Genomic DNA, 22178 nt, shown 5'->3' with positions numbered 1-22178 from the left:
CCCACGCGGGCGCCGGCGTGACACGCGCGGGCGCCCGCCGCGTTCTGGCCTCAGGACGCGGTGGCGGCCGCCGCCGCGCGTCCTGTCTGCCGGCCGGAGAACAGACAGCCGCCGAGGAAGGTGCCCTCCAGGGAGCGGTAGCCGTGGACGCCGCCTCCGCCGAATCCCGCGACCTCCCCGGCCGCGTAGAGACCGGGTATGGGGGTTCCGGTGCTGTCCAGGACACGGCCCGAGAGGTCGGTCTGGAGGCCGCCGAGCGTTTTGCGGGTGAGGACGTTGAGGCGCACGGCGATCAGCGGCCCGGCGCCGGAATCCAGGATCTTGTGGGCCGGGGCGGTGCGGCTGAGCGAGTCGCCGGGGTAGCTGAGCGCGTTGCGGATGCCCATGACCTGGATGTCCTTGGTGTACGGGTTGTCGATCTCCCGGTCCCGGGCGTCGATCTGCCGTTTGAGGTCGGCCAGGTCGATGAGGCCGTCCCCGGTGAGCCTGTTCATGCCCGCGACGAGTTCGGGGAGCGTGGAGGCGACGACGAAGTCGGCCCCCCTCTCCTTGAACTTCTCGATCGGCTCCGGGGTCTGCCAGATCCGCGACAGCAGCTTCCAGATGTTCTTCTCGGTGAGGTCCGGGTTCTGCTCGGAGCCGGAGAGCGCGAACTCCTTGGCGATGATCTTCTGGGTGGTGACGAACCAGGAGTAGTCATGGCCGGAGTCGGTGATCGACTTGAGGGTGTGCAGGGTGTCGTACCCGGGGATGTCGGGCGTGTTGAAGCGCTTGCCGGTGGCGTCGAACCACATGGACGACGGGCCGGGCAGGATGCGGATGCCGTGGCCGGGCCAGATGGGGTCGTAGTTTCTGAGGCCCTCGGTGTAGTGCCACATGCGGTCGGGGTTGACGATCCGTCCGCCCGCCTTCTCGGTGATGGCGAGCATGCGGCCGTCCACATGCGCGGGCACGCCGGTGACCATGAACTTCGGCGGGGTGCCGAGTCGGGCCGGCCAGTTCTGCCGTACGAGGTCGTGGTTGGCGCCGATGCCGCCGGAGGTGACGATCACGACAGGGGCGCGGAGTTCGAACTCGCCCACCACGGTGCGGGAGCTGGGTTTGCCGCGCGCGGCGTCGCTCGGCTCCAGGACCGCGCCGCGTACGCCGGTGACGGCGCCGCCGGTCGTCACGATGCCGTCGACGCGATGCCGGAACTTGAAGGTCACCTTGGAGCCCGCCGCCGCGTCCCGCACCTTCTTCTCGAACGGCTCGACGACGGCCGGTCCGGTGCCCCAGGTGACATGGAAGCGGGGCACCGAGTTGCCGTGCCCGTCCGCGAGTCCACCACCGCGCTCGGCCCAGCCGACGATCGGGAACCAGCGCACGCCCAGGCCGTACAGCCAGGACCGCTTCTCGCCGGCGGCGAAGTCCACATACGCCTCGGCCCACTTGTACGCCCAGTGGTCCTGGCCGGCCGGGTCGTCGATCCCCCGGTCGAAGCCGGCCGTGCCCAGCCAGTCCTGCCAGGCCAGTTCACGCGAGTCCTTGATGCCCATCAGCCGCTGCTCGTCGGAGTCCACGAAGAACAGGCCGCCGAAGGACCAGAACGCCTGCCCGCCCAGATTGCTCTCCGGCTCCTGGTCCAGGAGCAGCACCTTGCGTCCCGCAGCGGCCAGCTCGGCTGTCGCGACCAGCCCGGCCAGCCCGTGGCCCACCACGATCGCGTCCGCGTCCGCCGACGCCGCGGGCGCGGCGAAGGCCGGGACCGCCGCCTGGGCGAGCGCCGCGCCGGCGAGCACGCCGCCCGCCACCGTCAGGGCATGGCGGCGGGTGAGTCCGGCGGGGGGCTCCGAGCCGGGCCCGTGCTGCGCTGCGGAGCTTGCTCTGAGGTTCTCCATGGGCTGCCTTCCGGAAGGGGTGCCGAGGGCGCGGGAGATGTGCGTGGGACTACCGAGGCGGCAGGGTGTTACCGACGGTAGCCCAGGGGGTGTCCGGCCGCCAGAGTGCTGCGTCACGCACCGGCCGCCACAGCGGACGGTGACCTGTCCGTCGCGCTCCGTCGACGGAAAGGCGGGGATTCCGGCCACCGCGGCAGGAGCAGTGTGACGCCAAACAAAAGGGGTACCTCGACCTAAAAGCCCTTTATGGGCTCCCCTTGTCGATACGCCATGAGGTAGGCCTTATGTCGGGACGTGGCCGGAACGATGCGGGTGAGCGGGGGGCGCCGGGTGACTGGGCGCCGATGTCGCAGGGGCGCCCGGACGGGCTGCTCACCTGCGCCGGATGGGACGGTTCCGTCCAGTGGCGGAACGGCGACCGGCTTGAGCGGTTGTTCGAGGAGCGCTGCGACCGGATGCGCGCGCAGGGGGACGGGGACCGGCTCGCGGTGGACGCCGGTGAGGTGGCCCTGACCTACGCGCAACTGGACGCCGAAGCCAACCGGCTCGCCCGTTTCCTGATGGCCGAGGGCATACGGCCGGGCGACCGGATCGGGCTGCTGCTCGACGAGGCGGTGGACGCCTACACCGGGATGCTGGCCGTGCTGAAGGCGCACGCCGTGTATGTGCCCCTCGACGTCGGGTTTCCGCCGGATCGTCTGTCGTACATCGCTTCCGACGCCTCCCTGCGCATGGTCCTGTCGCTCTCCCGGCTCGCCGAACGGGCGGAACGTCTCGCGGACGGCGTCGGGCTGCTGTGTCTGGACCGGGCGCGGGCGGGGATCGCGGCGCAGTCCCCCGAGCGCCTCGATCCACTGTCTGTCGGGGACCCGGCCGACGACCTCTGCTACGTCATCTACACCTCCGGATCCACCGGCCGCCCGAAGGGGGTGGCCATCGGACACCCCGCGGTGTGCAACTTCGTGTCGGTGGCCTCGGAGGTCTATGGCATCAGGTCCGAGGACCGGGTCTACCAGGGGATGACCATCGCGTTCGACTTCTCGGTCGAGGAGACATGGGTGCCCTGGATGGCCGGTGCCACCGTGGTGCCCAGGCCCCAGGGGCCGAGCCTGCTCGGTGCCGAGCTGGACGCCTTTCTGCGCGAACGGCGGATCTCGGCCCTGTGCTGCGTTCCCACCTTGCTGGCCACGCTGGACGAGAACACCTCAACGCTGCGGTTTCTGCTGGTCTCCGGGGAATCCTGCCCGCAGGACCTCGTCACCCGCTGGTGCCGGCCCGACCGTCGCTTCCTCAACGTCTACGGCCCGACCGAGGCGACCGTCACGGCCACCTGGACCCTGCTGGCCGCCGGCCGGCCGGTGACGATCGGTGTCCCGCTGCCGACGTACTCGATCGCCGTCCTCGATCCGGAGCGGGACACGGCCCTGCCACCGGGCACGATGGGCGAGATCGCGATCGGCGGCATCGGGCTGGCCGGCGGCTATCTCAACCGGCCCGAGGTGACGGAACACGCCTTCGTGCCGGACTTTCTCGATATCCCCGGCAACCCCTCCGGCAGGATCTACCGCACCGGGGACCTGGGCAGGATCAACACACACGGCGAGATCGAGCACCACGGCCGGATCGACACCCAGGTCAAGATCCGTGGATATCGCGTCGAGCCGACCGAGATCGAGTCGGTGCTGCTGCGCATGCCCGGAATCGCCCAAGCGGTGGTCAGCGGCCAGGAAACCACCCCGGGGAACATGGAGCTGTGCGCCTACTACACCACCTGCGAGGGCATGGCCGTGGACCCCGAGCAGGCCGTGGCGCACCTGCGGGAACGGCTGCCCGGCTATATGGTCCCCGCCTATCTCGAACACCTCGCCTCGATACCGACGCTGCCCGGTGGCAAGGCCGATCGCCAACACTTGCCGAAGCCGACCGGCCCGCGCCGGCTCACCGCGCAGGGCGACTACACGGCGCCGCGCACCGCTGCCGAACGGGCGCTGGCCGAGCTGCTGGCCGGGGTCCTCCAGGTCGAGCGGGTCTCCGTGGACAGCCACTTCTTCGACGACCTCGGGGCCAACTCCCTGCTGATGGCACGCTTCAACGCGGCCGTCCGCGAGCGTCCGGACCTGCCCGGTGTGTCGATGAAGGACGTCTATCTGCATCCCACGGTGCGCGGTCTCGCCACCGCCCTGAGAGATGTGCCACCCCCCGCCCGGACCGTGCCGGACCGGGTACCGCGGCAGCCGGACGCTCCGGCCGTGGGCACACCCCGGTACATGCTGTGCGCGATCCTTCAGGGCCTGGTGTTCCTGGGGTACGCGTGCCTGGCCGCGGTGGCGCTGGACGTGGGAACCGGCTGGATGGCGCGGGGGCAGGGGTGGTTCGGTGTCTACGAGCGCGCGGTCGCCCTCGGGGCCGCGGCGCTGGTCTGCGCGGCGCTGCTGCCGATCGCCGCCAAGTGGACTCTCATCGGGCGGTGGAAACCGACGCGCATCCGGCTGTGGAGCATGGCCTACTTCCGCTTCTGGTGTGTCAGAACCCTGGTCGGCGCCAACCCGGTGGCCCGACTGGCCGTCGGAACGCCGCTGTTCACGCTGTATCTGCGGGCGCTCGGGGCCAAGATCGGCCCACGCACCCTGATCTTCACCCGGTGGGTGCCGGTCTGCACCGACCTGCTGACCGTCGGGGCCGACACCGTGATCCGCAAGGACACCTTCCTCAACGGTTACCGGGCACGCGACGGGGTCATCGAGACCGGCCCGGTGTCCATCGGCCGCGCCGCCTTCGTCGGCGAGCGCAGCACGCTCGACATCGGCACCCGCCTCGGCGACGGAGCCCAGCTCGGCCATGCCTCCTCGCTGCACGAAGGCCAGTCGGTACCGGCCGGGCAGTGCTGGTACGGCTCGCCCGCCCAGCCCGCGCCGGACGGGTGCGACTACCTCACCGTTCCGCCGGGGCGCTGCGGCCGGCTGCGGCGCGTGTGCCACTGCCTCGTACTGCTGCTGGTGCTGTCGACCACCGTGGGCGTGGCGGACGTGGCCGTCGCCGCGCTGCTGGATTCACGGCCCGCGCTGATCCACACGGTCACCGGAGCGGTCGGCCCGGGACACTGGGCGTACTACGCCGAGGGGCTGGAGATCGCGGCGGCCACGGTCTTCGGCCTCGCCCTCCTGGGGTCGGTCCTCATCCCGGCCCTCTCGCGCATGCTGTCCCTTCCCCTCAGGCCGGACACGGTCTACCCGCTGTACGGGGCGCGGTTCGCACTTCAGCGCACCGTCGCCCGGCTGGCCAATATCCGCTTCCACATCGCCCTGTTCGGCGACAGCTCGGCGATCGTGCACTACCTCAAGGCCCTCGGCTACCGTCTGGCACCGGTCCAGCAGACGGGGACCAACTTCGGCGCGATGCTCAAACACGAGGTGCCCACGCTCAGCCGCGTCGGCACCGGGAGCATGGTCTCCGACGGGCTGTCCATCGCGAACGCCGAGTTCTCCAGCACCTCCTTCCGCACCGCACCGGCCGTCATCGGCAACCACAACTACCTGGGCAACAAAATCGTCTATCCGGCCGGCGGCAGGACCGGCGACAACTGTCTGCTGGCCACCAAGGTCATGGTCCCGGTCAGCGGTCCGCTCAGGGAGAACACCGGGCTGCTCGGCTCGCCCCCCATCGAGATTCCTCGCTCCGTCGAGCGCGACCGCCGCTTCGACCACCTCACCACGGGACCTGAGCTCCGGCGCCGCCTCGCCGCCAAGAACCGCCACAACGCCGTGACCATGGCCCTGTTCCTGGCCGTGCGATGCCTCTACATCTATGGCCTGCTGCTGATCGCCATGCTCCCGCTGGCCAACAGCAAAGGGCTGTACTGGCTGGAGACATTCGGCACGATCCTGCTCGAGCTCGTCTTCACGGTCGCCTTCTTCGTCGCGGTCGAACGGGCCCTGCTGGGCTTCGGCCAGCTGCGGCCACGGTTCTGTTCCGTCTACGAGCGGCCCTTCTGGCGACACGAGCGGTACTGGAAGGTGCCGACCATCCACTACCTCGCCCTCTTCAACGGCACCCCCTTCAAGCCCGCCATCTGGCGGCTGCTCGGCGTCCGCATGGGACACCGGGTCTTCGACGACGGCTGCCGGATCCTGGAGCGGACCCTCACCCGGGTGGGCGACGACTGCGTCCTCAACGCGGGCAGCATCATCCAGGCACACTCCCTCGAAGAAGGTGTCTTCAAGTCCGACCACGTCGTCGTCGGCAACCGCTGCACGATCGGCACCAGCGCCTTCCTGCACTACGGCGTCGTCATCGGCGACGACGCCCGCATCGACGCCGACTCCTTCCTGATGAAGGGCGAACACGTACCGGCGCACGCCGAGTGGCGCGGCAACCCGGCGGTCGAGAGCGCCCTCCCGCCGGGGGGACAGGGGCCGTGAACCGGCCTCGTCCTCCCGGGCGGGAAGGCGTCTCCCGCAAACCCGCTGGTCAGCTGCCGCGCAGCACCGTCGAGACCTTGTTGCCCGCGTAGTCCTCCAGTACGGCGACGACCTTACTGGTGGAGCTGGACATGGTCACCGTCATCGCCGCACGGGTGGTGCGGCCGCGGACGATATACGGCTTGCCGCCCGACCCGTACGTCGTGGCGAACGACTTCGGCTGCCCGTCCTCCAGGACGGTCAGCGTGTGCCAGTCCGGAAGGGTCGGGCGGGAGAAGGTGAAGGTGTTCCCCGCGATCTTCACGGCTGAGGCGGGGTAAGCGCCGACCTCGGCGTCGGCGAACGTGCCGCGCACGCCGGTCGCCGTGCCGTCTTCGGTCTTCACGGTGAGAAGGTACTCGTCCCCGTTGACGGGTACGCCGGTCAGGGTCGCGCCCGTCTGCTTGCCCGGCACCGTGACCTTCTTGGTGAAGGGCTTGGACGAATCGAGGCCGCGGACCTCCACGGTGAGGGGCTGACCGGTCTGCCTCGGGGTCCACGCCGCCTTCAGCGTGCCGTCGGCCGCCGCCTTGGCGGTCACGCCGGACGGGGCCGTGGACAGGTCGAAGGACACCGTCGCGGGCTTGCTCCGGGACCCGTCGGGGCCGACCGCGACCAGCTTGAGCTTCCCCGATGTGGCGGTGAATCGCTTGACGTAGAACACGTCGTCGTAGATGCCGCCGAGGTAGGTGTCGTCCAGGTAGACGTCGTAGCGGCGCACCGTGTCGTAGTCGCTTCGCTGCCAGGACAGGAACAGCTCGTCGCTGTCGGGCAGCAGCTGGTCGATGCGCAGCTTCTCGGGCTTGGCCGGGGTGCGGTCCACGCCGTCGTGCAGCGCGAGGGCGCCCAGGTTGACCTGGTAGTTCTCGATCGGCTGCGCGCCCGCGGCCACGACGAGGCCGAGGGAGGCGATGCGCTCGCCGGCGTAGTCCGACAGGTCGGCGGAGACGGTGCTCCAGCCGTCGGTGCGCTTGCCGGTGCCGGTCAGCGGCACCTGCACCACCTTGTCGGGGTCGGAGGCCAGCACCAGAGCGAGCCGGAGCTGGGAGTCGTCGTCCGCCGAGGGCTTGTTGTAGGTCAGGGAAAGTGTCGACTCCGCCTTGACGCTCAGGTCGGTCTTGTACAGGCGCACGGTGTTGTCGCTGTCGAGCTTGCCGCTGAGGACCAGGGAGCTGCCGCCGTTGTAGGCGCCGATCTTCTGGTACGAGAAGCGGCCGGCGGGCGTGTACTCGGGGCCGTAGTCGAAGTCGGCCTTGAGCGGCGAGCTCGCGGCGTCGACCCACCACTGCCAGGTCACCGGGATGTCCTGGAGGTTGATGTTGCCCCATTCGGCGTCATTGGAGAGCTTGCCGTCGCTCCAGGTCGACAGGCCGTGTCCGGTGTTGAAGGACGTCGCGAAGGTGCTGCCCTTGATGACCGAGCGTTCGGCGATGTACTTCGATATGCCCTTCCAGCTGCCCTCCGGCGTGGTGGACCCCTGGGACGACCCGGTCCACCAGCGGCGTTCCCGGTCGAAGACCGTCGACTGGGCCTTGTCGTCGGTCTTGTTGGCGTAGTCGGAGGAGACGAAGTCGGCTCCCAGCGTGGCGATGGCGTTCATGGGACTGCCGTCGGCGCCGAGGTTGTTGTCGAGGTTGTACGGCTGGTCGAACTGGTACATGCCGGCCTCGACACCGGCGAACACGCTCTTGCGGGGGTCGAGACCCACGCTCTCGGCGTAGCTCTTGGACCGGGTGAGCTTGGACTTGTCCCACCAGTAGTTGAGGAAGACGGAGTCGGACACGTCCCCCACGGCCTTGTCCCGGACGAAGGGAGCGTTCACCGAGTTGAACTCGTTCTGGTACGAGACCCGGCCCGTGGAGTTGTCGATCGAGTCGTACCACTGCACATACATGCCGCCGTCGCGCAGCTGCTTGAGGAACTGCTTGAAGGCGGGGATGTCGGCCGGGGCGACCGAGTCCTCCTGGTTGAAGAAGTAGCCGTCGAAGCCGTAGTACTTGGCGACCTCGACGAGCTTCGCGGCGGCCGGGAAGCCGCCGTCGGCGTCCCGGACGAGCAGTTCGGAGTACGCCTGGTCGCCGCGGTCGTTCGGGGAGAAGAAGATGCAGCCCAGCGACCGCACGCCGTTCGCGTGCGCGGCGTTGGTGTAGCCGGGGTTGGGCAGGTTGACCGCCCCGAACTCGAACCACTTCTCCTTCCAGTCGAGATTGGGGTCGTAGTAGTTCACGGGCACGCCCTCGGTGGGCATGCCGTGCCAGGAGGCGTACACGTCGGAGTACTGCCAGTAGTTGAAGAGGTACTGGCTGAACTCGTTGGTGTACGGGTGGCTCTCGAAGAAGGCGTTGCCGTAGTCGCCCGCGAGGGTGAGCTGCTGGGTGCCGGCGGGCAGCGCCGGGTTGCGCTGGGTCTTGGCGTTGGGGGCGATCCGGGTCTGGAGCGGCACCTTGGCGCGCAGCAGCTCGGCGTCGGTGTCGTCCGCCGGGTTCCACCGCAGCAGATCGGTGGAGGAGTAGCCGTGCTGGTAGGGCTGGTTGGCTCCGACGGCGCTCTCTCCCGGCCAGGGGAGGGTGTCACTGGCCAGGGCGGTGCCGGCGCCCAGGGTCAGGGCCAGTGCCGCTGCCAGGACACTGGTACGTGCACGGGCCGAGGCCCGTCTTCTGGTGTCGTGTGGTCGTGCCATGCCTTTCCTCGCTTTCCCTAGTGTGGTCCGGCCTGGGTTGCAGGGCCGACAACCTGGGTGGTGTCGGCCAGGGGGGTGGCGTACGGGCGGATCGTGGTGCCCAGATCCATCACGTACAGGTCGGTGCGGGCCTGGGCGGCGGTCGCGCCCTCGGCGAAGCAGCGCTCGGCGGGCAGGTCCCAGGCGACGGTGACGCGGGTGCGCGGCGGGACGGTGACCCGGCGGAAGGCGAGCAGTTCGCGTCGCCGGGGCAGCACCGCCCCGCCGGTGCGGTGACCGAACAGCGGCGTGATGACCTCGGCTTCGGTGGGGGCGGGGTTGGTGACGTCCACCTCGACGCGCACCGATCGCCCGGACACCTCGGCGGTGAGGCGGTCGAATCCGACGCTGGTGTAGCGCAGCCCGAACCCGAAGGAGAACAGCACGGGGTCGGGCGCGTCCCGGTAGACGCCGGCGGCTGAGTGACGGTCGTTGTAGCGCACCGGCACCGCGCCGGGGTGGCGGGGCGCGGTGAACGGCAGCAGGCCCACCGGTTCACAGCCGCCGAGCAGCGCGTCGCTGATGACCTCGGCGCCGTGCGGGCCGGGGTAGCCGGCCCACAGCACGGCATCGGCATGGTCCGTCACGGCGGTGAGCACATGCGGCCGGCCCGCGATGACCACCGCGACGACGGGGCAGTCGGACCGGGCGCGCACGGCGGCCACCAGGTCGTCCTGGCCGCCTGGCAGGGACACGTCCGCGAGGTCGACACCCTCTCCGGCGGTCGCCACGGAGGCGGGGCCCGAGACGGCCCCGTTGGCGGCGAAGCCGTCGTCGTAGGCGCGGTGGCTGGTGCCGCCGAGGGCGAGGATCACGACATCGGCGCCGCTCAGGTCGGCCTGCGAGGGCAGGCCGGGCGGGCACACGAGCTCGGCGTGGGGCAGCGCCTGACGCAGCGCGTGCTCCAGCGGTACGGCCGACCGCTCGGGGAGTGGCGGCACGTAGTCGCCCAGCATCGCGGTGACCTCGCGGGCATTGGGGCCGGCGAGCACCACCTTGGTGAGGGAGCGCGGGGCCAGCGGCAGCAGCCGGTCCGGGTTGTGCAGCAGGACCAGGGACTGCCGGGCCAGGCGCCGGGACAGCCGGTCCGTCGTACGGAAGGCCGGCTCGAGCCGCTCCCGCCCGGCCGGCGGGGCCTGTCCTTCGGCGCCGTTCGCCTCCTCCGGCAGGAGGCCCAGGCGGTGTTTGAGGGTGAGCACCCGGCGGCAGGCGGCGTCCACCAGCTCGGCCACCCGGGTGTCCTCGGCGGCGGCCGACTCCAGCAGCGCGAAGGACTCGTCCCACAGCGAGAGATCCACGCCCGCCTCGAGGGCGGCCACGGCCGCGGCCGTCGGGCTTCCGGCCATCGCGACCAGCCGGTCCACGGCGAGGCCGTCCGCCATGACGATGCCGTCGAACCCGCACTCGGCGCGCAGGAAGCCGGTGAGCAGCTCGCGGTTGGCGCAGCAGGGCACGCCGTCGATGTCGTTGTAGGCGGCCATGAAGCCCAGCGCCCCCGCCTCCACCGCCGCCCGGACGCTCGGCAGATGCAGTTCGTGCAGGTCGCGGCGGCCGATGACGGCGGACTGGCCGTTGCGCCCGCCGACCGCCTCGCCCTGGGCCGCCAGGTGTTTGAGCACCACGGCGACGCCGCCGGCGCCCCGCGGGCCGCCCGGCCCGCCCTGCATTCCCGTCACCACGGCGCGGGTGAGTTCGGCGGCCAGCAGCGGGTCTTCGCCGAAGCACTCCTCCGCCCGCCCCCAGCGCGGGTCGCGCAGCAGGTCGAGCGCCGAGACCAGGGCCAGATGCACGCCGCTCGCCGCGAGTTCCGCGGCCACCGCCGCCGCGGCCTCGGTCAGCGAGTCGGGGTCCCAGCCCGCGGCGACGGCCAGGTTCGTGGGCAACAGCGTCCCGCCGAGGGCCTGGTGGCCGTGGGGTGCCTCTTCCGAGAGCAGCACCCCGATCCGGTGGCGGCCGACCCGGGCCACCTCGTTCTGGACCAGGGCCGCGACCTCGGCGCGCTCCTCGGGGCGGATGCCGTCGGCCCACGAGCGGCCCGACCAGGCATCGGCGCGGAACAGCCCGTACAGCGCCCCGAGGCCGCCCCATCGGTCGATCTCGGCGCGGGCCCGGTCGGTGAGCCGGAAGCCGCCCCGGGGGGCGCGCTCGACGGCCTGCCAGCCGTACAGCCGCTGGTTGAGCTGGCCGACCTTCTCCCGCGGGGACAGCTGGGTGAGGACGCGTTCGACGGCGGCGGGCGCGGGGGCGCCCGCGTGTTCAGTGTTCGGCATGCGTGTGAGTCCGGTTGAGTACTTCCGCGTCGCTGACCGAGCTGTAGAAGGTGCGCCCGGTCGGCTCGGCGTGGACGAGGGATTCGATTCCGCGCGCGCTGAGGGCGCCCGGGTCGGCGGCGGTGGCGGAGGTGACCAGGGCGGGGCGCGCCCCGGCGCGGGCACGTCGCATCCACGCCTCGAACACACCGCCGCCCGGGGACAGTTCGGCGCGGGAGACGGGGACGTCCTCGCCGTCGACCGGGACCACGACGGCCTCTCGGCGAGGCGCGGGGCGGGGCCGGTCCCGGAGCTCCTCGGCGAGTGCGGCGAAGCGCCGTCCGATCGGCTTCACCCGGCCATCGGCGTCGATGAGGCCCAGGCTGTGCTCCAGATCCGGGAAGTCCCCGAGCCTGCGTTCCACGTCGTGCGAGCACCACCAGGTGACTCCCCACAGCGCCTCGCTGTCGGCCGCCGCCCGTACCGTCTGCTCGCAGAAGTCGGGCGCCTGGTCCTCGGTGAGGTGGTTGAGCGGGGCCCCGACCTCCTGGAGCCACACCGGGCGGGCGGGGTCGAGGGCGAAGGCGCGTGACAGCTCGACCAGATACGCGGCGTGGTGGACGCTCTCGTGGGACATGGGGCCATAGCCCTGCGCGGTCCCGTTGAAGATCCACGAGTGCACCACGCTCATCTGGCCGTGCCGGCTGGAGTGGGCCGGGACGAAGGCGTGGTCGTCGGCGTACCAGACGGCGTCGTATTCGGCGTTGAGCCGGAAGTGGCGGGGGTCGCGCGGCCCGGTGCCGTGCAGGGCGTCCAGCCAGGACGTCACCTGCTGTGTCGTGGCGGACATCCGGTTGGGGTGCACCGCCGAGGTGAACTGGTTGACCTCGTTCCCCAGGGTCAGTCCGAGGAAGTTGGGCAGGTCGTGCAGGTGCTCCTCGAACGCCTCGACCAGCAGGGCCTGGGCGGCGATGGCATCGGGGTCGCTGAACATGCTGCGCCGGTGCCAGTTCGCCAGCCAGCTCGGTACGAAGTCGAAGCCGGACAGGTGTCCTTGCAGCACATCGACACTGGCGTCGAGACCGGCCTCTCCGGCGATCTCCACGGACTCGCGGATGTCCTGGAGTGCGCGGCGGCGGATCAGGGTCCGGTTCGGCTGCACCACGGGCCACAGCGGCAGGATGCGTACATGGTCGATGCCCAGGCCGGCCAGGGCCTTCATATCGCGGCGGGTGACCTCCCGGTCGGGGGCCAGCCAGGAGTAGAACCAGTCCTGAGAAGGCGTGTAGTTGACTCCAAACCTCAGCATTTCAACCTTTCAGGCCGCCGGCTTCCAGCCCGCGGAAGAAGTAGCGCTGCAAGACGGCGAAGAACACCACGATGGGAACCAGGGCGATGATGGTGCCGGCCGCGATGAGGCGCGGGTCGTCGTAGAAGGTGCCGCGCAACCGGTTCAGGCCGACGGTGAGGGTGTAGTTCTGTTCGTCCGACAGGACGATCAGAGGCCAGAGGAAGTCATTCCACGAGCCGACGAAGGCGAAGATCGCCACCACGGTGATCACGCCCTTGACCTGGGGCACGGAAACCCGGATGAACCGCTGCCAGGCGTTGGCACCGTCGACGATGGCGGCCTCTTCGAACTCCGAAGGGAGGTTGCGGAAGGCGTTGCGCATCAGCAGCACGTTCAGTGCCGCCACCAGGGTCGGCAGGGCGACCCCGATCAGCGTGTTCACCAGCCCGGCGGTCCTGATCGTGAGGAACTGCGCGATCAGGACGGTCTCCGAGGGGACCAGCAGGGCGGCCACGACGACCGCGGTCGCCAGGCCCCTGCCGCGGAAGCGCAGCTTGCCCAGCGCATAGCCGGCACAGGTGGCCCCGACAACGTTGCCAACCACGGCCATGGCCGCCACCGCCAGGGAGTTCAGCAGATAGCGCGGCACAGGAACGCGGTCGAGCACCGTGGCGAAGTGGTCGAGCGTGGGGTGTTGGGGGATCAGCTCGGGCGGCCGGGTGTACAGCGGTTCGCCGGCGCCTTTGAGGGACAGCGAGAGCTGCCACACCAGCGGTCCCGCCAGGAGCACGGCCATGAGCAGGAGGACGAGGTAGCGCGCCACGGAGCCCGGCCGGGCCCTGCGCCGCCGGGCGGCCGTGGTGTGCGAGCGGGGAGAGGTCTGAGCCATCAGGAACTCCTCCGCTTCCGCTGCATGACGAGTTGCACCAGCAGCAGCGCGCCGAGGATCACGAACATGAAGAGACTGATCGCGCCCGCATAGCCGGTGCGCGCCTGGAGCCCCGTACCCTCGCGCTGGATCAGCATGGTCATGGTGAGATCGCCTCCGCCCACTCCCCCGGTGCCGCCGGTGAGGACATAGATCTCACCGAACACCCGGAAGGCCGCCACGGAGGACAGCACGGCGATGAGTGACATGGTCGAGCGCACCCCGGGAACCGTGACGTTGAGGAAGGTGCGCACCACACCGGCGCCGTCCATCGCCGCCGCGTCGTACAGGCTCTGGTCGATGTTGGCCAGGGCCGCGAGGTAGATGACCATGTAGTAGCCGAGGCCGGTCCACACGGTCACGAACATCGCGCTGAAGAGCAGCAGCCACCGGTCGCTGAGGAAGGGCACCGGCTCGGCGACCATGTGGAGCGTGCTGAACAGCGCGTTCACCAGGCCCCGCTTGTCGAGCATGTTCGTCCAGATCAGCCCGACGACCACCGGCGACATGATGACCGGCAGATACATGGTGGTGCGGAAGAATCCCGAAAGCCGTCCCGCCCCGCTCACCAGCGTGGCGAGGATGAGCGGGAGCACCACCATGCAGGGCACCACGCACACGGTGTAGAGCGTGGAGTTCAGCAGGGCGATGGTGAAGCGCTCGTCGTCGAACATCCGCTGGAAGTTCTCCCAGCCGACGAACTGCCCCTGCCGCAGCAGGGTCGAGTCCGTGAAGGCCAGGCCCAGGGTGTTCGCGAACGGCACCATGACCATGAGCACGATGACGGTCAGCCCGGGCAGCAGAAACAGCCACGGGGTCAGGATCCAGCGATGCGTTGCCAGGACGGTCCCCCTGCGGCGAGGCGGGCGGCCGCCTCGCTTCAGGGAGGTCCCACGCTGAACGGAGACGGTCACTTGTTGGCGTCCAGGCGCTCGTTGGAGTAGCGGACGGACTCGTCCAGCGCCTTCTTCACCGACTTCTTGCCCAGCAGCGCCTGGGCTATCTGCTCACGCAGCGTCTGGCTGTCGGCCGCCCCGGAGAACGCCGGCGGCCACCACACGACCGCCTTCTTCACCTGGTCGGTGCTCTCCAGCCGCACCTTGGTGGCCGGGTCCCCGTCGTCCTTGGTGAAGTACGGGTCGTCCAGTGTCCCGGCCGACGAGGGGAACACCGACGCCTTCTTGGCGAAGGCGAGCTGATTGGCGGAGTTGGTCACATACTTGGCGAAGGCGACGGCCAGCGACTGGTTCTTGCTGCCCGCGTTGACGACCAGGGACTCGATGTACATGTTGGGAGCGCTGTTGCTGATCCGCGGCCCGATGCCCAGGTTCTTGTAGATGTCGGGCGCGGTGGCCTTGAGGTCGCCCAGCGTGTAGGAGCTGCCGGGCAGATAGGCCAGGCGGCCCGCCTTGAACTCCTCGACCTCCTTCGTCTGGAGGTTGTTCAGCGCCTCCTCGTCCATGCCCTTCTTGTCGTACAGCTTGCGGAACCGCTCGACGTACTCCACGCCCTTGGCGTCGTTGTAGGTGAACTTCTCGCCGCGCTCGTCCATGAGCGGCACGCCGTACTCGCCGAAGGTCTCGATGGCGGGCATCCTGGCAATCATCATGGTGTCCGAGCACTTCTCGGCCATGGTTTCCGCCTGGTCGAACAGCTCGTCGTAGTTCGCGGGCAGCTTGTCGGGGTTCAGCCCGCACTTCTTGAACAGGGCCTTGTTGAAGAACGACGGCCCCGTGTTCAGGTACCACGGGTAGCCGTACGTGCCGCCGCCCAGGCCCTTGAACGTCATGGCTTCCCAGGCCTTGCCCAGGTACTTGCCTTTGGCCTTCGCGTCGGCCTTGTTGAGGTCGAGCAGGACGCCCGCCTGCGCCAGGGTGTACGCGGCCTCCGGCCCCATGTCGACGACGTCGGGGAGGGAGCCCGCCGCGGCGTCCGCCGACAGCTTGTCCTGGTAGCCCTCGGCGGGCTGGTCCACCCACGTGATGTCGGTGCCCGGGTGGGCCTTCTCGAAAGCGGCGATGAGGTCGTTGAAGTACGAGGTGAACTTGTCGTTCTTCAGGTTCCAGGTCTGGAAGGTGATCTTGCCGGACAGCTTTCCGTCCGATGACTTGCCCGTCGAGTCGCCGCCGCCACCGCCGGTGACGCAGGCGGACAGCATCAACGATCCGACAGCGAGCCCCGCGGTGAACACGGCCCGTCTTCTCACTGACTTCATGGGTCTTCTCCTCATATGGGGTGTCTGGTGGCGCCTTCGTGTCAGGTGGCGATCCGCAGGGTCGCCACCTGGAAGGGGCCGAGATTCAGGGCCGCGCCGTCGGCGGGACGGCGGGTGCCGGCCGGCGTCCGGGGCAGCGCCGTGGGCAGGCCGTCCTCGACGGCGCCATCGGCGTCGTTCGCGGTCGGGAGCTCTCGCTCCAGCAGGTCGGTCTCCCATACGACGGCGTCCGCGCCGAGCTCCGCGCAGGGACGGAGCAGGGCCTGTGCCCGGCTTCCCTGCGTCTCGTAGACGCGCACCACGAGATCGCCCGAGCCGTCGTCGGCGAGTTTGACCCAGTCGACGATCGCGTGGCCGGCCAGCGGCTCGAGCGCCACGAGGGGTTCCAGCGGCGGGAGCGCCGCGATGTCGGGCGCGTTGAACGACGAGGCGGCCTCCACCGTGGCGGGCACGTCGGCACCGGGGAGCAGCGCCCAGCGGAAGTGGTGGCGGCCCGCGTCGGCGTCCGGGTCGGGGAAGCGGCTGCCGCGCAGCAGCGAGAGCCGGACCACGGTGGAGTCGCGGTCGGCGCGCGTGTCGGCGCCGTACATGGTGTCGTTGAGGACGGCCACGCCGTAGTCGGCGTCGGCCACCTGGATGTAGCGGTGCATGGCGGCCTCGAACATCGCGTCCTCCGCCGCGGTGTTCACCAGAAGCGGCCGCTCGACGTATCCGTACTGCGTCTCGAACCGTGCCGTTCGGGCCATGACGTGGACCGGCAGAGCGACCTTGAGCAGCCGCTCACGCTCCTGCCAGTCGACCTCGCACTCCGTCTCGAACCGCCCGGTGCCCGCCCTCAGCCACATCGTCAGCGTGACCGTCGACGCGCCGAACCGCCGGACGACCTCGACGCCGGCATCGGGCCCGTCCTGGACCACCGTCCGGCTGGTGACATCGTCGACCACCTGGAAGTTCCGCAGGGCGTGGCGGTCCACGTCCCACGCGTCCCACCGCACCGGCTCGTCGCGGAACAGCTGAAGTACGCCCACGCGCCCGCCGGGCGGCACCACCTCCCGGCGACCGCGCAGGTCGCGCAGCGAGGTGACGTGGCCGTCGGCGTCGACGACGACCCGCAGCAGGCCGTCGTCCAGAACGGTGGCACCGGCCTCGCCGTCGGAGACCCGGGCGGGTTGCGGCTCCCCCGCCGGGTCGGCGGCGCGCGCGCACACGAACGGAGGGAGCGGCCCCGCCGTCTGCCCTGCCGTCGGAGTGCCGAGCGCCTCGGTGGCCTGGTCGATGAGCTCGCGCAGTCGGGCCTCGGTGGCCTCGTAGGTGTCCCGGGCCTCGCGGTGCACCCAGCTGATCGAGGTCCCCGGGAGGATGTCGTGGAACTGGTGCAGGAGCACGCTCTGCCAGATCTCGTCGAGGCTCTCCTGCGGATAGGGCGCTCCCCGCAGGACCGCGGCCGCGGCGCCGAGGTACTCGGCCGCCCGGAGCAGCGACTCGCAAGTCCGGTTGTGCCGCTTCATCGCCACCTGGGACGTCAGGGTGCCCCGGTGCAGCTCCAGGTACAGCTCTCCCCGGTGGACGGGGGCCAGCGGCCGCGCGGCCGACTCGACCTCGCGCAGTTCCGCCTCGGCGTCCTCGAAGAACTCCGCGGGAGTCCGGGACACCACGCGCGGCGCGCCTTCCAGGTCGGCGAAGCGGCGCAGCCGTTCGGCCATCTCCCGGGTGGGGCCGCCACCGCCGTCGCCGTAGCCGTAGGGCAGCAGCGAGTGGGAGGCGATCGCCTTGTCCTTGAAGTTGGTGACCGCGTGGCGCAGTTCGCGGGCCGTGACCTCGGCGGCATAGGTCTCCGCGGGCGGGAAGTGGGTGAAGATCCGGGTGCCGTCGATGCCCTCCCACCAGAAGGAGTGGTGCGGGAAGGTCGTGGTGTCGTTCCAGGAGATCTTCTGGGTCAGGAACCAGCGGGCCCCGGCCCGGCGCGCCAACTGCGGCAGCGCGCCCGAGTAGCCGAACGAGTCGGGCAGCCACACCTCGCGCGCCTCGATGCCGAAGCGGCTGAGGAAGTACCTCTTCCCATAGGTCAGTTGGCGCACCATGGACTCGCCGGTGGGTATGACGCCGTCCGGCTCCACCCACATGCCGCCGACGGGCACCACCCGCCCCCGCTCGACATGGTCCCGCAGCCGCGCGAAGAGTTCCGGGTAGTGCTCTTCGAGCCAGGCGAAGTGCTGTGCCGCCGACATGGTGTAGACGAGGTCCGGGTCGGCGTCCAGCAGGGCGAGGGCGTTCGAGACGGTCCGGGCGAGCTTGCGCACCGTCTCACGCAGCGGCCACAGCCACGCCGAGTCCATGTGCGCGTGCCCCACCGCGGTGATCCGGTGGGCGGTGGAGTGCGCGGGGGCGGCCAGAAGCGGGGCCAGCACGGCGCGCGCCCGGCGGGCACCGGCTTCGGCCTCCGCCTCGTCGTAGACGTCGAGGGCCTGCTCGATCCCGCGGAGCAGCCGCCAGTGGCGCGGCTCGTCCTCGGTGAGTTCGGCGGCCAGGCCGCCGAGCACGTCCAGGTCGGACAGCAGGGCGTGCACCTCCGGCGAGAACGCGGCGGTCTCCGCGCGCCGCAGCCGGAACTGGTCGAACGGCTCCCGCGCGCCCTTCTCGCCGTGCTCGGTGACGACGAAGGGCGGCAGGCCCAGCAGGAGCGGGTTCGCCGCGGCCTCCACGTAGAGCACGAAGCGGCCGTCCGGGTCGAGCAGCCCGGGGGCGGCATCGCCTCCGGCGAGCCGGATCGCCGTCTGCCGCGGGTGCAGGCCCTTGACGATGGTGCCGTCCGGGGTGAAGACCAGGCCCTCGCAGTGACCTCCGACGGAGTGGTCGAACCACCCCAGGTCGAGCAGCAGGTCGACCGGTCCGGGCGTCCCGGGCCCGACCTGGCCGCGGACGCGGAACCAGGTCGTGGACCACGCCGGCCCCCATGCGTCGCCCAGGGCGAAGGGGCGGTAGTCGGGGCGGCTGCGGCCGGGCTCCGACGCCAGCCCGAGGGCGTGGCGGGGGCTCACCGGCTCGCCGTCGTCCCCGACCGCCCATGCCTCGATCTCGACGTCCCCCAGGTGGCTGTGGACCTGCGGAAGGATCCGTTCCCGGCGCACGCGGTCGAGCCGCTCAAGCGTCCTGCTGAAGTGATTGTGCATGCGTTGTTCTCTCCACGGAGGAGCGGCGACAGGCCATGTAATACGTTTTAGTAGTGGTGCGAGTGGCGGCAGACTAATACGTTTTAGAAGCGCGGTCACCGCGGCGCATCATCACGTTTATGTAAAGTCCACGTGGGCCACGATGGAGGATCCATGCCAGCGAAGAACCACCCCACGCCAGGAGCGGGGGCAGACTCGGGCTCCCCCGGCCGCCCGCACACCGGGGAACCGCCGCCCCGGCTGCGCAGCACCGACATCGCCCGGCTCGCGGGGGTCTCCGTCTCGGCGGTGTCCATCGCGATCAACGGTCGCCCCGGCCTCAGCGACGCGACCCGCAAGCGCATCCTCGACGTCGCCGATGAGCTCAACTGGCGCCCGCACCTGGCCGCACGCGCGCTCAAGGGCGCGACCAACGACGTGGTCGGCATCGTCATCGCCCGCCCCGCACGCACACTCGGCGTCGAGCCCTTCTTCGCCCAGTTCCTCTCCGGTCTCCAGTCCTGCCTGTCCAACCGGGGGATCGCCACCCAGCTGCTCATCGTCGAGGACACCGAGGCCCAGATGGCGGTCTATCGGCGCTGGGCCGCCGAGAACCGGGTCGACGGGGTCGTCCTGCTCGACCTCGCGGTCGACGACGTCCGGCCACAGCTCGTCGCCGACCTGGGCATCCCCGCGGTGGTGCTGGGAAGCCACGGGAACCCCATGCCGATGACCAGCGTCTGGGTGGACGACCACGCCGCGGCGGTCAGCATCCTGGACCACCTGGTCGGCCTCGGACACCGGCGTATCGCCCACGTCAGCGGCACCGTGTCCTACCAGCACACACAGCGCCGCCTCCAGGCCATCGCCGAAGTGCGCGAATCCGTCGGCATCGACGTGACCTCCATCGCCACCGACTACTCCGACGCCCAGGGCGCGTCGGCGACCCGCCGTCTGCTGGAAGCGGACCCCCGCTACACGGCGATCGTCTACGACAACGACGTCATGGCGGTCGCCGGGCTCGGCGTGGCCACCGAGATGGGCATCGCCGTTCCCGACGAGGTCTCGGTGGTGTCCTTCGACGACTCCGTCCTCACCACCATGGCGCGGCCCACGCTCACCGCGCTCACCCGCGACACCTTCGCGCTCGGCACCCTCACGGCCACCGAACTGCTCCGCGTGATGGCCGAGCGACCCGAACCCCGCGCCGTGCAGGCCCCCACCCCGCAGCTCGTCGTACGGCAGAGCACCGCCTCTCCCGCCGAGGGGGCAGCGCCCCGGTAGGCCGGCCGCCGCAGCTGGTCCGCCCCGTCTGCGGCGACGGCGAGAAGCGGCTTCACCCTCCGCCTCGGGTCACTTCGCCCCGGCCTTCCACCGCCGGTCGTCGCCGCCTCGGTCCGGCAGCAGGAACAGCCCGTCGCCCCAGTACGGTGTCACCACGTGGCCCGGGGCGATCTCCGGGCGGACCACACCGCGGGAATCGACGGCGAAGCGCAGGTTCCGGCCATTGCGGCTGTGGACCGCGGAACACTCCCAGATGCCGACGCCCTTGTCCGTGGCACCCCGGCTGTCCAGGCAGAAGCCGGGGTCGGCGAGCGACTGGACGACACCGCGCGCGGTGTCCACGCGCCAGCGCTGAGTGGCGGACGAGGTGCAGGGCGCGGTGATGACATCCGTGCCCAGGTCCATCACACCGTCGCGGATGTCGAGGCACCGGCCCGAGCCGACGTTCACCATCTGGGCATACGTGCCGTTCGGGGGATGTGCCGCGGGCGGCTTGGCCGTCGGCTTCGGCTTCGGTTTCCGCGTCGGCTCGGACGCGGTCCTCGTTTTCGGGGGCGCCGGTCGTGCCGTCTTCGACGAGGACGGCTTCGGGGTCCGAGTCGGGCGCGGCGACTTCGTCTTCGACGTCGGGGAGGGGGACGGCGTCTCCGAGACCATCACCTCGGCGGCCGTCGGCGAGGGCGGCGGCGTGTGGACGCCGCTCGCGGCTCGCACTTCCTCCGAACCGCCCGAGATCAGCAGGTAGACCAGCAGCGGTACCGCCGCCGCCCCCAGGGCCGTCGCGCCCAGCGCGACCCGCCGGGAGGGCCACCAGCTCGAGAGTCCGTCGGCGCCGACCCCGGCCCGCTCGCCCGTGTCCGCCCGGACGTACGCCGCGCCACCCCACAGGAGCAGTCCCTCCGCCAGCGCCGTACGGGGAGTGTCACGCAACTGCGACTGCTCCTCGTACGCGGCGGCGCAGTGCCCGCAGTGGACCATGTGGTTGTGCAGATCCGCGCTCTGGCGCCGGGTGCTGGGTCGCACCGACTGCTCGATCAGCCGCTGGAAACCCTGACAGCGCTGATCGCCGGAGGCGGCCAGCCGGGCTTCCAGCAGGGACTGGCGCAGTCGCCATAACGCCGGTTCGATGCCGTATGCCACGTCCTGCGCGGACAGGCCCAGCAGATGGGCCGCGCGCTCCTGGGGCTCCTGCTCGACGACGCAGTGCCAGACCAGGCCCTGCCCGCGGACCGGAAGTTCCTGGAACGCCGCGAGCATCGGTGGCTGCGGGACCTCGGGAGCCGCCCCGCACGCATACGTGACCAGGTCGGTGTCGAGACGGGCGGCGCGTTCGTCCGCGGCCCAGGCGGCGGCCACGCGACCGGTCAGCAGCAGGAGTTGGTGGCGCCAGGGGCCGTCCGGTTCCTCGCCGCGGACCGTGTCGCGGGCCGCGAGCGCGAACGCCTGGGCGGCGAGCTGCCGGGCCGCGTTCTCGTCGGCCGTGCACACGCGCGCATAGGCGAGGACCGCGGAACGGTGACGTGTGCGCAACTCGCGCAGGGCCGGATAGGCGGCCGGGGAGCCCGTCCGCAGCCACTTGGTGAGCTGGACATCGGACATCTCGCCGAGGCCATCCTCGTCGGCCTCGATGTCGCCGTCGTCCCGCGCCGCCCGGGTCATCCCGTGCCTCCCTCGAACCCTCTGCCACTGCCCGGCGGGCACGTCTGAGAGTTGAGAGGTACCGGCCGGCTAGGGGTGAACCATAGCGGTGCGAAACATCGCGCAGGAAAGGGGTACCGCTGGGTAACCGGAATCAACCGACGGACCATCAGCTCTCGCTCATCCGGGTGAACTTTCCGGGTGCGGCATGACCACCACGGACCGCCCCTATCGGACATCCCGCGAAGAAACCGCGCTCGTCACAGCCCGGGCGGCAACCGAAACGTGATCATCACCAGCGGCGGAAGCGGAGTTCTCATCTAATAGACTCCCAGGGTCAGTTGATCTTCCTGACACCCCCGTACCCT

Annotated in this window: 11 protein-coding genes; 2 read left to right on the top strand and 9 right to left on the bottom strand. The window is 70.6% G+C overall.

The features are described from left to right. Positions 1-50: 50 nt before the first annotated feature. The gene (locus ACH4S9_RS31630; RefSeq protein ID WP_398374958.1) at positions 51-1880 is read right to left on the bottom strand and encodes an FAD-binding dehydrogenase; all 1830 of its coding nucleotides are present in this window, start codon (positions 1878-1880) and stop codon (positions 51-53) included. A gap of 344 nt (positions 1881-2224) precedes the next feature. On the opposite strand from ACH4S9_RS31630, the gene ACH4S9_RS31625 reads away from it, so the two are divergent. Further along, positions 2225-6298 (top strand): Pls/PosA family non-ribosomal peptide synthetase, encoded by a 4074-nt coding sequence (locus ACH4S9_RS31625; protein WP_398374957.1) that lies wholly within the window; start codon positions 2225-2227, stop codon positions 6296-6298. Between the two features lie 49 nt (positions 6299-6347). Here ACH4S9_RS31625 and ACH4S9_RS31620 read toward each other — a convergent pair whose 3' ends face one another. The 7 genes from ACH4S9_RS31620 to ACH4S9_RS31590 are packed head-to-tail and all read right to left on the bottom strand — an operon-like array spanning position 6348 to position 18909. Continuing rightward, complete coding sequence (locus ACH4S9_RS31620; RefSeq protein ID WP_398374956.1) at positions 6348-9017, bottom strand: endo-beta-N-acetylglucosaminidase; 2670 nt, start codon at positions 9015-9017, stop codon at positions 6348-6350. Between the two features lie 17 nt (positions 9018-9034). Continuing rightward, complete coding sequence (locus ACH4S9_RS31615) at positions 9035-11326, bottom strand: glycoside hydrolase family 3 protein (protein ID WP_398374954.1); 2292 nt, start codon at positions 11324-11326, stop codon at positions 9035-9037. Then, positions 11313-12614 carry a glycosyl hydrolase gene (locus ACH4S9_RS31610; RefSeq protein ID WP_398374953.1) on the bottom strand — a complete coding sequence of 434 codons (1302 nt, stop codon included), beginning with the start codon at positions 12612-12614 and terminating at the stop codon, positions 11313-11315. The genes ACH4S9_RS31615 and ACH4S9_RS31610 overlap by 14 nt, the downstream gene beginning before the upstream one ends. A 1-nt stretch (position 12615) precedes the next feature. Then, a complete protein-coding gene (locus ACH4S9_RS31605) occupies positions 12616-13485 on the bottom strand; it encodes a carbohydrate ABC transporter permease (RefSeq protein WP_311723939.1) in 870 nt (289 codons plus the stop codon). Beyond that, complete coding sequence (locus ACH4S9_RS31600) at positions 13485-14438, bottom strand: carbohydrate ABC transporter permease (RefSeq protein WP_398374952.1); 954 nt, start codon at positions 14436-14438, stop codon at positions 13485-13487. Before ACH4S9_RS31600 ends, ACH4S9_RS31605 begins: the two co-directional genes overlap by 1 nt. Beyond that, positions 14435-15739, bottom strand: a complete 1305-nt coding sequence (locus ACH4S9_RS31595) for a sugar ABC transporter substrate-binding protein (protein ID WP_361186967.1) — start codon at positions 15737-15739, stop codon at positions 14435-14437. Before ACH4S9_RS31595 ends, ACH4S9_RS31600 begins: the two co-directional genes overlap by 4 nt. A 41-nt stretch (positions 15740-15780) precedes the next feature. Then, positions 15781-18909: an alpha-mannosidase gene (locus ACH4S9_RS31590; protein WP_398374951.1), complete on the bottom strand. Its 3129-nt coding sequence runs from the start codon at positions 18907-18909 to the stop codon at positions 15781-15783. A gap of 153 nt (positions 18910-19062) precedes the next feature. Between ACH4S9_RS31590 and ACH4S9_RS31585 the strand changes: the two genes are divergently transcribed. Continuing rightward, on the top strand, positions 19063-20172 hold the full coding sequence (locus ACH4S9_RS31585) for a LacI family DNA-binding transcriptional regulator (protein WP_311723935.1): 1110 nt from the start codon (positions 19063-19065) through the stop codon (positions 20170-20172). A gap of 69 nt (positions 20173-20241) precedes the next feature. Here the strand turns inward: ACH4S9_RS31585 and ACH4S9_RS31580 are convergent, their stop codons facing one another. Then, positions 20242-21831, bottom strand: a complete 1590-nt coding sequence (locus ACH4S9_RS31580; protein ID WP_398374949.1) for a ricin-type beta-trefoil lectin domain protein — start codon at positions 21829-21831, stop codon at positions 20242-20244. Positions 21832-22178 lie beyond the last annotated feature (347 nt).

The sequence above is a fragment of the Streptomyces sp. NPDC021225 genome (genome assembly GCF_044332865.1).
GTDB lineage: Bacteria > Actinomycetota > Actinomycetes > Streptomycetales > Streptomycetaceae > Streptomyces.
Note: the sequence above shows the minus strand (reverse complement) of the source record. Positions and strands in the feature narration are given on the sequence as shown.